This is a genomic window from Anaerostipes stercorihominis (genome assembly GCF_057535655.1).
Window position 1 is genome coordinate 66634 of sequence record NZ_BAAJCL010000003.1, and the last position, 13922, is coordinate 80555.

The window sequence follows — 13922 nt, forward strand, 5'->3', positions numbered from 1 at the left end:
TCCTCATCCTATACATAACCTAATATTCCTCTGACAGAAACTTCCCCGGATACTACCTTTGAAAGATTTCCCTGCTGATCTTCCACTATCAACTCTCCTTCTTCATTGATTCCCCTGGATCTGCAAAGTTCCTCTGAATCGCCGTGAATCAACCGTATATCCTGATCCCGATGCACCAGAAGGTTGTTGTACAATTCCATCAATGCAGATAAATCCTCCGTTTTCAGGAAAATATCATAATACTTTTCAAAGCATTCCAGTACTTTCGCCGCAAGAGGCGCTCTTCTTACCCGAGCTCCTCCTTCCATCTGCAAAGATGTAGCTTTCTCTTCCAGCTCTTTTGGAAATTGTTCAATATTTACATTGATTCCAAGCCCTACGACGATATAATTGATCTCATCCATCTGAAGACTCATTTCCGTAAGAATTCCACAGACCTTCCTGCCATGGATAATGATGTCATTGGGCCATTTAATCCCCGATCTGATGCCTGTAATTTCCCGAATGGCTTCTTCCACCGCCAGCGCAGTTACTAAAGTCAGCATAGAACTGTTCTCTGCTCCAATGGAAGGTCTTAGTAAAAAACTCATCCATATTCCGCTTCCCGCTTCGCCAAGCCAGCCTCTCCCTCTTCTTCCTCTGCCCATGGTTTGTTCCTCGGTAATCACAGTCGTCCCATGACATGCTCCGTTCTCTGCAAGTCTTCGGACTTCAAGATTTGTGGAGTCCAGGGAATCCATACAAATCAACTCCTTTCCGAGCCATTTTGTGCGCAAATAAAGGGCAATCTCTCCTTCCTTTAAAAGATCCGGTTCCGCCACCAGCTTATATCCTTTATTGGTCACCGAATCAATCTGATATCCGTCTTCCCGCAGTGACCTGATATGTTTCCAGACGGCAGTTCTGGAAACGCCAAGCTGCTCACATAAACGCTGGCCGGAGATATATCCTTCCGACATTTTTAATTCTTTCAGAATTCGTGTTTTCATTGCCTGCCCTATTCTCCCAACGTTGCTACCATAACTGCTTTGATGGTATGCATGCGATTTTCTGCTTCATCAAAAATCACATCTGCATACTTCTCAAAGACCTCCTCTGTAATTTCATTTCCTTTCACCGCCGGCAGACAATGCATGACAACCGTTTTTTCTTTTCCTGTCATATCAAGCATTTGCTGATTTACCTGATATGGTCTTAAAAGTTCCATGCGCTCTGCTGATTTTTCCTCTTCTCCCATAGAAACCCAAACATCTGTATAAATACAATCGGCATCTTTCACAGCCTCTTCTACATTTTCTGTGAAATTCATTTCTGCTCCGGATTCTTTGGCATACTCTCTGCATTGTTCCATCAACTCTTCTTTCGGCCAAAGACTCTTTGGCGCGAGACAGGTAAAGTGAACTCCCATTTTGGAACATCCGATCATCAGGGAATTTCCCATATTATTTCTTCCGTCTCCCGCAAACACAAAACGCAGCCCTTTCAATTCCCCAAACTGTTCTCTTAAGGTCAAAAAATCAGCCAGAATCTGCGTTGGGTGGTAATCGTCTGTAAGACCATTCCAAACCGGAACACCGCTGTATTTTGCCAGCTTCTCCACATTTTCATGCGAAAAGCCACGAAATTCAATTCCATCAAACATTCTGCCCAGAACTCTTGCCGTATCTTCTACCGATTCTTTATGTCCCAGCTGAATATCATCCTTGCCCAAATATTCCGGATGTCCGCCCTCATCAATACATCCAATGGTGAAAGAACACCTCGTCCTTGTACTGGGCTTTTCAAATATTAACGCAATATTCTTTCCTTTTAGACGATTTCCGGTAATCCCCTGTTTTTTGTCTGCTTTTAATTTTGCAGCTAAATCTAAAAAATAACCAATTTCTTCTGGCGTAAAGTCTTTTAATGTCAGAAAATTTCTACCTTTTAACTCCATGCTTTTTTCCTCCGCTTTCTTCATATGTTGTTATTATATCGAAATGTATCTTTGAAAACAACCCTGAACCCTCTATATTTCTAGGATTTCTCTGCACTTTTTCGTAACCATTTCCGCCAATGTTTTATGACTTTCCACGGTCAGATGGCAGGCGTCCAACGCAGAAACTTTCGCATACTTTGCGGCATCCAGAAAATGAATCTTATGTACCTTTGCCCACTCCTTATAAATCGGGGCAAGTCTTCTGGAGAAATCCACGCCTCTCTGGAACCCCATTTCCTCTCCGCTTGGAAGGTCACATAAATTTTCTCCCAAATATGGCGGTGACATTAGTAAAATTTCTGCCGGGCGTCGATCCTCTCTTTTTTGCGGCGTAATTGAGAGAATCATTTGAAGCAGGCGATCAATTCCTTTTCCGATGTCTGTCGGTGTCGCCTGAAACCGAATTTTCATATCATTGGTTCCCAGCATTAAAATCACAAGATCCAAAGGTCCATGTGTATGAAGACACGGATCCAGATAAACGGCGCCATTGCGTCCGGGACGAATCTGATCTTCAAAACAGGTGGTTCTCCCATTTAGCCCTTCAGGAATTACAATCGCACTATTTTTCAAATTGTTCTGTAAAATACTGGTCCACCTTTGCTCGTAAGGATACCGATATCCGGTCTCCGGATTGTATCCATATGTATTGGAATCTCCATAGCATAAAATTGTTTTCATTTTCGCTTCCCTCCTTAGAATAAAACGGACAAGTCCGCCTCGAACTCCCTGAATCCCGCAAAGCGTTTTATAATATAGGAAAGTTCTGACTTTCCTATATTATAAAAAGAAGCCCGCAAGCGGACTTCTTTTAACTTTTATAATACCTGATTCAAGAAATTAATGGTTCTCTCTTCTTTTGGATTCCCAAGAACCTCTTCCGGTGTTCCCTGTTCCACAATGTATCCGCCGTCCATGAAAATAATACGGTCTGCCACTTCACGGGCAAATCCCATTTCATGTGTTACTACGACCATTGTCATACCTTGTTTTGCCAGAGTTTTCATAACATTTAATACTTCTCCGACCATCTCCGGGTCTAAGGCAGACGTTGGTTCGTCAAATAACATAATATCTGGATGCATTGCCAATGCCCTCGCGATGGCAACTCGCTGCTTCTGCCCTCCTGACAGCTGCGCAGGATAGACATCTGCTTTCTCAGACAATCCGACTTCTTTTAACAGGCTGATTCCAACGCCTTCTGCCTGTTCTTTTGTCATCTTCTTCAGTTCTATCGGCGCCATTGTAATATTTTCCATTACAGTTTTGTGCGGAAACAGATTAAAATGCTGAAAGACCATACCAATGTTCTCGCGAACTTTATTGATATCTGTATTTTTATCGGTAATATCATATCCGTCTACAATGACCTGTCCGCCAGTGATAGACTCCAACCGATTTAAGCATCGAAGAAACGTACTCTTTCCGGAGCCGGATGGTCCGATCAGACAAACCACTTCACCGTCCTTGACTTTTACATCCATTCCTTTCAGAACTTCCAGGCTGCCAAAACTTTTTACCAAACCTTTGACTTCTACTTTATTTTCCATAAGACATTCTCCTTTCTAAAACTTTTGCCACTTTAGAAAGAAGCGTGCAAATGACAAGATAGTAGATCGCCGCAATCACATAGACCGTCAATACTTCCGTGGACTCATTTGCTGAAATCATATTCGCATTCATTGTCAGTTCTCGGATACCAATGACAGAAATCAATGAAGTATCTTTTAATGAAATAATAAACTGATTAATGATGGACGGAAGCATGGTGCGGATTGCCTGAGGAAGAATGACCTTGCTCATAGCCTTTCCGTAGGTCAGACCAAGACTTCTTGCCGCCTCCATCTGTCCCCGGTCCACAGATTCAATACCTCCGCGGACAATCTCTGCCATATAGGCTCCGGCGTTCAAACTAAGCGCAATGGCTCCGGCGGTGAAAACACCTCCCAGCTCATTCCAGCTAATATCAAAGACCGGCCTTAAAACACTGGCTCCAAATCCATAATATACAATGAACACCTGTACAATCAGCGGTGTACCTCGAATAATGTCAATATAAATTGTCGAAATTACATTTAAAATTTTATTGTGCGCGATACTGAACATTCCGAAAATAATTCCCAGAATGCTGGCACAAATCAGCGAAACTACAGTTAACTGTAATGTGAGGACTAAAGCCTCGTTAAAGGTCGGTGCATATTTTACAAATAAATCGAAAAAACTCATGTCCTAACCTCAGTTCTATTTTTCTTTTGCATATTTGTCGATGATCTTCTGATATTCACCGTTTTCTTTAATTTTCTTTAATCCGCTGTTAAATTTCTCTAACAATTCGCTGTTTTCGCCCTTTTTCACTGCAAATGCATATTCGCTTCCTGCATCTGAGATAAACGGTACCTGTAATTTCTGACCTTTTTGTGTAATTTCATAATTCATAACAGGATAATCTTCAAAACAAGCAACTGCGTTTCCAGAAGTTACTTCCTGATACATCATTGCAGAGCTCTTTACCTGCTTTACATCAAAATCATATTTCTTTGCCATTTCCTCTGCGTAGGTTGCTCCCACAGTACCGACCTTGGCAATGACATGTTTTCCTTTCAGATCTTTTAATGTCTTAATTTTAGATCCTTTTTCCACTGCGAAACATACCTTTGATGTGTAATAAGAATCAGAGAAATCATATTTTTTCTCTCTTTCTTTGTTTACAGACATACCCGCAATCATTCCATCGCTCTGTCCGCTCTCCACAGATGTCATCGCTGCTTCAAATCCGACTGCATCGACTTCATATTTAAAACCTTCTTCTTTTGCAATTGCCTCAAGCAATTCCATGTCGATACCTACGCGATCTCCATCTTCATTTTCAAATTCAAATGGTGCGAACGTTGTGTCAGAAGCGATCTTATATGTTTTTTCTTTGCCGTCATCTTTCTTACCACATGCTGCAAGGCCAAGCCCCATAACTACCGCCAGAGATAATGCTAATACTTTTTTCAATCTCATGTTGTATTCCTCCTATTTTTTATATCTGCGTTAACGTACAGTTAACACACTGTAATATATTATACATGATTTTCGTCATTTTGTCCAATTTCTGTCACAGATTTTACCATTCCCGCCAAACTTTGAATTTCAGATGGAATAATAATCTTCGTAGCCTTGCCATCTGCAGCCTTCCCAAATGCCTCCAGACTCTTAAGCTGAATGACCGCATCATCTGCTCCTGCTTTTTTAATAAATTCAATTCCCTGCGCATTTGCTTTCTGAATGGAACGAATTGCTTCTGCCTGCCCTTCCGCTTCGCGAATGGTCGCCTCTTTTTTGGCTTCTGCACGCAAGATTGCCGCTTCCTTATCACCTTCTGCCTGAAGAACCAATGATTCTTTCTGCCCTTCTGCACGCAGCACCGCAGATTTCTTTTCTCCCTCTGCAATCAAGATTGCTTCTCTTCGCTCACGTTCCGCTTTCATCTGTTTTTCCATGGCATCCTGAATCGCAGCCGGAGGAATAATGTTTTTTAGCTCCACCCGGTTTACTTTGATTCCCCATGGGTCCGTCGCAACATCCAGCGTGGACCTCATCTGTACATTGATCGTTTCTCTGGAAGTTAACGTCTCATCCAGCTCCAGATCACCAATCACATTTCGCAGCGTTGTCGCTGTTAAATTTTCAATCGCCATAATCGGATTCTCCACACCGTAGCTGTAAAGCTTAGGGTCTGTAATCTGAAAATATACCACTGTATCAATCTGCATTGTTACATTATCTTTTGTAATCACTGGCTGCGGCGGAAAATCTACAACCTGTTCTTTCAAGTTCACCTTTCTGGCTACCCGGTCAATAAACGGTACTTTAAAATGCATCCCCACGGACCATGTATCCCGATAGGCGCCCAGACGTTCTACCACATAAGCATGCGCCTGCGGCACAATCCGGACAATGGATAAAATAATTAAAATTAGAAAAATAATTAAAATTAGAAAAACAAGAAAACTCATCAATCTACACCTCTCTTTCAGATTCTACAATCAGCTTAACTCCCTGAATCTCCCGAATGATTACCTCTGTCCCCTCAGGAATTTCACTTCCGTCTGCAGACCTGGCAGTCCAGTCCAATCCGTTGATACACACAACGCCTTTTCCTTCTATATTATGAATAGATTCTTTAACCAGCCCCTTTTTGCCAATCAAAGCATCCGTATTGGTTTTCTGGACCCTGCCGTTTAAATACCGCTTCGCAATGGGACGTGTCAGCACAAACAACAGACAGCTTATGACAATAAAAATAAGTACCTGCACCCAGAACGGACCTCCCACAAATGCAGCTGCAGCTGCAAGCACCGCTCCTCCTGCAAACCAAATGCTCGTTAATCCCAAGGTCAGTATCTCAATAAGAAGAAACACTCCTGCTGCGATCAGCCAATACACTGCATACATATTATTCTCCTCCTTCCTGCCTCTGGCGCCTGGCTTCATAGATTAAGAGTCCGGACGCCATCGCTGCATTTAATGATTCAACTTTTCCACACATGGGAATCCGGATTTTTTTTTGTGCAATTTCTGATAATTCCGCACTCAATCCATTTCCTTCATTTCCAATAAGAAATGCTGTTCCTGCTCGGTAAGATTCTCCTGTATAGTTTGTTCCGTCAAGATGTGCGGCATACGTCATGATCTGATTTTTTTCCAAAGACTTCACCGTCCCGGTCAAATCATCTGTATATGCAAATGGGACTCGAAAAATCGACCCCATGGTGGATCGAATTACCTTCGGGTTATAAATATCTACCGTATCTCTGCTCATAATGACTCCGTCAATTCCCGCTCCTTCTCCTGTGCGCAGAATTGTTCCCAAATTCCCCGGATCCTGAATATTTTCAAGCACCAAAATCAGCGGGCATTTTTTCGCCGTCAAGTCCTCAATTGCAGATTCCTTCGTTTGAACCAGCCCCAACACTCCCTGCGGCGTCATTGTATCTGAAATTTCTTTCATGACTGACTCTGAAACCAATTCCGGTTTTATTCTGGAAAAAACATTGGAATGCTTCTGGTAAAACGTTTCGGAAACATAAGCCCGGACAAGCCGGTCCTTCGGAATCTCCTGAAACATGCGAATCCCTTCCACAAGAAAAAGTCCTTGCTTCTTGCGTTCCCTTGCGCTTCTTTTTAATTTTACGATCTGTTTGATCTGTTTATTCTGATTTGTTGTAATCATATTTCTCCTAACGAAGCTTCTCCAAATATTTTTTTCTTCCAATCAAAACCAAACTTTCACCGGCTTTTAACGGCACCGATGGATTTGGCGCCCCATCCACGCCTTCATCTCCTTCCACTGCGATTACGTTGATTCTATATTTTCCCCGGAAATTAATCTCTGCAAGAGATTTGCCAACCCACTCTTTTCGGACGGAGGTCTTTACAATGCTCGTGTCGGCAGATAAATCAAATAAATCTGTCATGCTTCCTCCCAGAAGATTGTTGGCAATCCGCATCCCCATTTCTTCTTCCGGATAAACAATTTCATCCGCGCCCACTTTTTTTAAGATCTCACCCTTCAGCTCTCCATCCGCCTTGGCAAGAATATAAGGAACTCCGATTTCCTTTACAAGCATCAACGCCATAACGCTGGCATCCAGGTGCTCTGCCGTACTGATGACGACAGCATCCATCGCCTCCAGCCCAATACTGTTCATAGCTTCTTTATCAGAAATATCAGCACAGACAGCACAAGTGACATCGTCCACAATATCCCTCACATGTTCTTCATTTTTATCCACAGCCAAAACCTCTGCCCCGCCTTGCGCCAGCCCTCGTGCAACACTGCTTCCAAATTTGCCCAGCCCCAGCACTGCAACTGATCTCTTCATTTCCATTTACCTCCATTTTTATAAAATCAACTCTTGCTCTGGATACATCTTCAACTTTTTCCGCCGCTGTGAAAATCCCAGCGCCATTGAGATCGGTCCCACTCTGCCAAAGTACATTGTAATGATAATAATTATTTTTCCCACAACTGTCAAATTCGGTGTCATTCCTTTGGTCAGTCCCACTGTTCCCAGTGCGGACATACATTCATAGCAGGTGTCCATAAAACTTCCATGATCAAAAATCAGCAGCATTAGGACGGAAAACAGCAGAACTATCAAGTTGATCGCAACAATCGCCAATGCTTTCGGCACAAGATTTTGAGGAACTCTTCTCCGAAACAGGCTGATGCCATCTTCCTGTTTTGCCACTGAAACCACACAAAATACAAGAATGGTAAACGTAATGGTTTTAACGCCTCCTGCCGTTCCGGTCGGAGACCCTCCGATAAACATCAAAATCATTGAAATTAAAGAAGAGCTGTCCGTCAACTGATTTTGTGCCAGCGTTTCAAATCCAGCCGTACGAGTGGTCACTGACTGAAACATTGACGCCATAATCTTGCCGTGCAGCGGAAGATGTTTCATAGTTTCGGGATTCTTATATTCAAATAAGAAAATCAAAAACGTTCCGGTAAAAATTAAAAACGCTGTAACAGTCAGCACAACCTTCGTATGAAAACGCAGCTGCTCAATGGATCTTCTTACCGAAACTTTTTTGAAAACAACCTTCTTAAAAGCCTCCCACAGATCCTTCCAGACGATAAATCCCAAACCGCCCATCACAATTAAAAACATCGTCGTAAAGTTAATGACAGGATTCAGCACATAACTGCGCAGGCTGTCTTCCTTTACAATATCCATTCCCGCATTACAAAATGCAGATACTGAATTAAAAACCGATGCCCAAATTCCATATTTCCATCCAAATTCAGGAATAAACTGCGTTGCAAAAAGTGCAACTCCAATTCCCTCTACAATAAAAGTTCCAATCAATATTTTTCTTACAAGCCCAATCAGCCCAGACATTGTATTCAGCCCCAGAGATTCCTGAATCAGCATTCGGTTTCCCAATGAAATCTTTTTTCCAATGACAAACAGCATCCCCATGGAAATTGTAATAACGCCAAGACCTCCGATTTGAATTAAAAGCAAAATAACAGCCTGACCGAAGCTGCTCCAATAGGACATGGTAACCTCTACCGCAAGTCCTGTTACACAAACAGAAGTTGTCGCTGTAAATAAAGCATCAATATATGGCGTCACCTGCCCGCTTTTTGACGCAATGGGAAGCACCAGCAGAACAGATCCTGCTAAAATCGTAAGAAAAAAGCCAAGCAAAATAATCTGAACCGGCCGTAATTCTTTCATGACAATCATTCTCCTAAACATAAGAGCAATCCCAAAACGAGACGAAACAGGATTGCTCTAAAATTCCTTTTATTTATTTTCCTAACAAATGTGCAACCTGAAGCTGATAATCATCAATATGTTTCTCCATTGCAAGTCCTTCCTCGATATCCATATCCATAAACTTACCGTTCTGATATCCTACCACACGGTTGCTTTTCCCTGCACATAATAAATCTACTGCGTAAGCTCCCATCATAGAGGCATAAACACGGTCTTTTGCAGTCGGGCTTCCTCCACGCTGCATATGTCCGAGAATCGTCGCTCTCGTTTCGATTCCTGTTGCAGATTCAATTCGTTTTGCCATGCTGTAAGAATGACCGACTCCCTCTGCATTGACAACCATATGATGAGTTTTTCCCTTTGCTCTGTTGCGAAGCAAATGCTCAATGATCTGCTGCTCTACCTTCGGCAGATTTCCATCAAAGCTTTCCGGAATCAGAATATCCTCTGCTCCCGTAGCAATTCCGCACCATAACGCAATGTATCCTGCGCCGCGTCCCATAACCTCTACGATGCTGCAGCGCTCATGAGATGTGGATGTATCACGAATTTTATCAATCGCTTCCATCGCCGTATTCACTGCGGTATCAAATCCAATGGTATATTCTGTACATCCGATGTCAAGATCAATGGTTCCCGGAACACCGATTGTGTTAATTCCTAACTCGGCAAGCTTTCTGGCTCCCTGAAAGGATCCGTCTCCTCCGATGACTACCAGACCTTCAATTCCATAAGCTTTACAAATCTCAGCTCCGCGTTTCTGACCTTCCGCCGTCTTAAATTCATCACAGCGGGCAGTGAACAAAATCGTACCTCCGCGGAAAATACTGTCGGCAGTATCTGTTGGCGTCAGATCTACGATATCCTCATTCAAAAGTCCATTGTAACCTTTTCTGATTCCTTTGACCTTGAGCCCTCTCTCAATTCCCATTCGTGTTACGGCACGCACTGCCGCATTCATCGCAGGTGCATCTCCGCCGCTTGTTAATACTCCAATTGTTTTAATTTTTGGTTTTCCCATTTGATATGTCCTCCAATTATTAATCCATACAATTCTTGACTTGGCTTTATTCTAATCTATTTGTCGAATTTTTTCAATAGCCTTTGTTAGAAACCTAACGATCTGACACGAATATTGTCTTTCCCATACTTTGTTTCTAACCGGGTAAACAAAGCCCGGTCTGCTGAAATCATAAAATCCCTTCCCAGCCGATTGACTGCTCTCTCTTGTTTGCAGTAAATCACAACCGGGTGACTCCCCGGATATTCCTTCAAAGAATTTTTTAATTGCTCCTCCTCGCGGAAAAAGTCTTCTTTCCCCACAAACTGAATCCACAATTCCTGCTTCAATTCTCCGAACGGCTGAACCTGATTACAAATCAGCCGACTCTCTTCCTCCGAGATCTGCGACGTACCTTTCACAAAAATCTTAGCGTCTTCCCGCAAAAGCGACTGATACAGTCCATACTGTCTCGGGAAGACCACAACCTCCACCGTTCCTCTTAAATCCTCCAGTGTAAGAAACGCCATATTCTGATTTTTTCTCGTAAGCTTTACATTTATCTCACTGATAATTCCGCCTACAATACAGCTTTGCTGATCGTGAATCGCGGTTCTTTTCGTCTCCTCATCCATCAAAAAATCAGATGTATGTGCTGTCACGTTCCTCTCCAGCATCTCCATATCGTCATCTAGAGGATGACCGCTGACATAAATTCCAAGAACTTCTTTCTCCATAGAAAGTAATTGCTCCTTCTCATATTCCCCTACCTCGGGATACGTTATTTGAAACTCTGCCTTCTCTTCCTCGCCGAGAAGATCCATCAAACTCATCTGTCCTGCGATCTCATTTTTGCGCTCTCTTTGAATGCTGTCAATCACCCCGGCATAAATGAACATCTGCTGCTTTCTTGTGGCGCCAAAACAATCCAATGCCCCTGCTTTAATCAGATTTTCTACGGTACGCTTATTGATTTCCTTGCTGGAAAGACGTTCCACCAAGTCTTTGAAGTCCCGATAATTTCCATGCTCTCTGCGTTCTTTGATCATCGCCTCAATGACCGGTTTGCCCAGACTCTTGATTGCCGTCAGTCCATACCGGATATTTCCGTGGTCCACGGAAAACGCTCCCTCTCCCCGGTTAATGTCCGGCGGCAGAATCTTAATCCCAAGCTTCCGGCAGGCATAACTGTACTCTGCAATCTTGGCAGTATTCCCCAAAACAGAGGTTAGAAGCGCCGCCATAAACTCTACCGGGTAGTGACACCGCAGATAGGCTGTCTGGTAGGCAACCACCGCATACGCAGCCGCATGGGATTTATTAAACGCATATTTGGCAAAATCAAGCATCTCATCCCAGATTTGATTGGCGGTCTTTTCATCAATTCCGTTTTTTATACACCCTGGAATTTTTTCCTCTTCGTTTCCATACACAAAGTTTTGACGTTCTTTCACCATGACGTCGCCTTTTTTCTTAGACATTGCGCGCCGCACCAAATCACTGCGCCCCAAAGTATAGCCGGCAAGCTTCATAACAATCTGCATTACCTGTTCCTGATAAACAATACATCCATAGGTAGGCTCCAGAATTTCTTCCATTTCACGACATTCGTAGTGAATGGATTCTGTCCGGTTTTTTCCTTCCACATATCTCGGAATAAAATCCATCGGTCCCGGCCGGTATAAAGAGATTCCGGCAATGATATCTTCCATATTCTGCGGCTTTAATTCCTTCATAAAACTCTTCATTCCGGAACTTTCCAACTGGAAAACCCCTTCTGTATGACCATTCCCGATCATTTCATAAACCTTCCGGTCTCCCGGATCTGCCTGTCGGATATCAAACTCAGGAATCCTTTTTCGTATCATCTGTTCCGCATCTCGAATCACAGTCAGAGTCCTTAAACCGAGGAAATCCATCTTTAACAGCCCCAGCTCTTCGATGGTTGTCATGGTAAACTGCGTTGTCACTGCATTATCAGCCCCGAGCGCCAATGGAACATACTCGTCAATGGCTGTTTTACCGATTACAACCCCTGCGGCATGCATGGATGCATGCCTTGGAAGACCTTCCAGTCTTCTTGACATATCAATCAAATATTTGGATTCTTCATCCTCCTGATAGATTTTCTTAAAATCAGGGCTGGTTCTTAACGCCTTATCAATGGTAATGTTCAGCTCATTGGGAATCGTCTTCGCAATGCCGTCAACCTTCGCATACGGAATATCCAAAACCCGTCCAACATCACGAATGACTGCCCTGGCAGCCATGGTACCAAATGTAATAATTTGGACCACCTGATCCTTTCCGTATTTCTCTACCACATAATCAATAACTTCCTGTCTTCTCTCATAACAGAAATCCACATCAATATCCGGCATTGATACGCGCTCCGGATTTAGAAACCGCTCAAACAACAGCTGATAACGAATCGGATCAATATCTGTGATCTCCAGGCAGTAGGATACAATACTTCCCGCAGCAGAACCTCTTCCCGGTCCCACGGCAATTCCATGCTCCTTGGCATAGTGAATAAAATCCCAGACAATAAGAAAATAATCCACATATCCCATATTCTCAATGGTTCTTAACTCATACTCCAAACGTTCCCTTAATTCCTGCGTTACCGACGCATACCTGCGCTTGATTCCTTCTTCACACAGATGCGTGAGATAACTCACCGGCGTATACCCCTGTGGCACCTCATATCGTGGTACCTTCTGTTCCCCAAAAACAATTTCAACGTTACATCTTTGTGCAATTTTCTCTGTATTTTCCAGCGCCTCTTTTGCATAAGGAAATAATTTTTCCATCTCCTGAGGTGATTTCAGATAATACTGACCTCCTTCATAGCGCATGCGGTCTTCATCCTGCACCTTTTTTCCGGTCTGAATGCAGAGAAGAATGTCATGCGCCTCCACATCTTCTTTAAAAGTATAATGAATATCGTTGGTGGCAACCAACCCGATTCCGGTCTCTTTTGCCATTTTTAAAAGCGCTGTATTTACTTTCGCCTGCTCACTGATTCCGTGATCCTGCAATTCCAGAAAGAAGTTTCCCTTCCCAAACAGATTTTCCAGACCAATCGCAGCATTTTTCGCCTTCTCGTACTGATCTTCCCGAATATAAGACGCCACTTCTCCGGCAAGACACGCACTCAAAGCAATGACCCCCTCTTTATACTGCTCCAACACTTCATAATCTACTCGCGGCTTATAATAAAATCCTTCTGTAAATCCTCTGGAAACAATTTTCATTAAATTATGATATCCCAGATCATTCTCTGCCAGCAGCACCAGATGATAATACCGGTGATCTCCCCGGCGGCTGTCCTTCTCAAATCTTGAGCCTCGGGTCACATAAACCTCACAGCCGATAATCGGTCGAATCCCTTCTGCTTTTGCAGCTTTGTAAAAGTCAATCACGCCATACATCGCGCCGTGATCTGTGATAGCAATGCTATCCATTCCCAATTCTTTTACCTGATGTACCAGCTCTTTGATCTTACTGGATCCATCCAGAAGACTGTATTCTGTATGAACATGTAAATGTGTAAAACTCATAGCTCCTATGTCTCCTACTAAAACATAACTTTCCTGCAATTCTCTTTATAATTTTATCATATCACTCTTTTTTATGCTATAATTGTTTTATCTTCCCCGGG

Annotated in this window: 13 protein-coding genes; all 13 read right to left on the minus strand. The window is 43.0% G+C overall.

Translation table 11 applies throughout. The features are described 5' to 3' along the window. Window positions 1-8 precede the first annotated feature (8 nt). On the minus strand, window positions 9-989 hold the full coding sequence (locus AC27EF_RS04215) for a biotin--[acetyl-CoA-carboxylase] ligase (RefSeq protein WP_487109092.1): 981 nt from the start codon (window positions 987-989) through the stop codon (window positions 9-11). A gap of 8 nt (window positions 990-997) precedes the next feature. Next, window positions 998-1936 carry an ornithine carbamoyltransferase gene (gene argF / locus AC27EF_RS04220; protein ID WP_487109093.1) on the minus strand — a complete coding sequence of 313 codons (939 nt, stop codon included), beginning with the start codon at window positions 1934-1936 and terminating at the stop codon, window positions 998-1000. A 72-nt stretch (window positions 1937-2008) separates the two neighbouring features. Beyond that, window positions 2009-2659 carry an SGNH/GDSL hydrolase family protein gene (locus AC27EF_RS04225; protein ID WP_487109094.1) on the minus strand — a complete coding sequence of 217 codons (651 nt, stop codon included), beginning with the start codon at window positions 2657-2659 and terminating at the stop codon, window positions 2009-2011. Between the two features lie 137 nt (window positions 2660-2796). Further along, the gene (locus AC27EF_RS04230; RefSeq protein WP_487109095.1) at window positions 2797-3528 is read right to left on the minus strand and encodes an amino acid ABC transporter ATP-binding protein; all 732 of its coding nucleotides are present in this window, start codon (window positions 3526-3528) and stop codon (window positions 2797-2799) included. After that, the gene (locus tag AC27EF_RS04235; RefSeq protein ID WP_487109097.1) at window positions 3518-4204 is read right to left on the minus strand and encodes an amino acid ABC transporter permease; all 687 of its coding nucleotides are present in this window, start codon (window positions 4202-4204) and stop codon (window positions 3518-3520) included. The genes AC27EF_RS04230 and AC27EF_RS04235 overlap by 11 nt, the downstream gene beginning before the upstream one ends. A gap of 15 nt (window positions 4205-4219) precedes the next feature. Next, a complete protein-coding gene (locus AC27EF_RS04240; protein WP_487109421.1) occupies window positions 4220-4978 on the minus strand; it encodes a transporter substrate-binding domain-containing protein in 759 nt (252 codons plus the stop codon). Window positions 4979-5043: 65 nt separating this feature from the next. Further along, on the minus strand, window positions 5044-5979 hold the full coding sequence (locus AC27EF_RS04245; RefSeq protein ID WP_487109098.1) for an SPFH domain-containing protein: 936 nt from the start codon (window positions 5977-5979) through the stop codon (window positions 5044-5046). A 4-nt stretch (window positions 5980-5983) separates the two neighbouring features. Beyond that, window positions 5984-6418 carry an NfeD family protein gene (locus tag AC27EF_RS04250; protein ID WP_487109100.1) on the minus strand — a complete coding sequence of 145 codons (435 nt, stop codon included), beginning with the start codon at window positions 6416-6418 and terminating at the stop codon, window positions 5984-5986. A gap of 1 nt (window position 6419) precedes the next feature. Then, window positions 6420-7196: a TrmH family RNA methyltransferase gene (locus AC27EF_RS04255; RefSeq protein WP_487109102.1), complete on the minus strand. Its 777-nt coding sequence runs from the start codon at window positions 7194-7196 to the stop codon at window positions 6420-6422. 7 nt (window positions 7197-7203) lie between these two features. Then, the gene (locus tag AC27EF_RS04260) at window positions 7204-7848 is read right to left on the minus strand and encodes a potassium channel family protein (RefSeq protein WP_487109104.1); all 645 of its coding nucleotides are present in this window, start codon (window positions 7846-7848) and stop codon (window positions 7204-7206) included. A gap of 18 nt (window positions 7849-7866) precedes the next feature. Continuing rightward, window positions 7867-9216: a TrkH family potassium uptake protein gene (locus tag AC27EF_RS04265; protein WP_487109106.1), complete on the minus strand. Its 1350-nt coding sequence runs from the start codon at window positions 9214-9216 to the stop codon at window positions 7867-7869. 73 nt (window positions 9217-9289) lie between these two features. Then, the gene (gene pfkA / locus AC27EF_RS04270) at window positions 9290-10279 is read right to left on the minus strand and encodes a 6-phosphofructokinase (RefSeq protein WP_487109107.1); all 990 of its coding nucleotides are present in this window, start codon (window positions 10277-10279) and stop codon (window positions 9290-9292) included. 86 nt (window positions 10280-10365) lie between these two features. Continuing rightward, on the minus strand, window positions 10366-13821 hold the full coding sequence (locus AC27EF_RS04275) for a DNA polymerase III subunit alpha (RefSeq protein WP_487109109.1): 3456 nt from the start codon (window positions 13819-13821) through the stop codon (window positions 10366-10368). Window positions 13822-13922 lie beyond the last annotated feature (101 nt).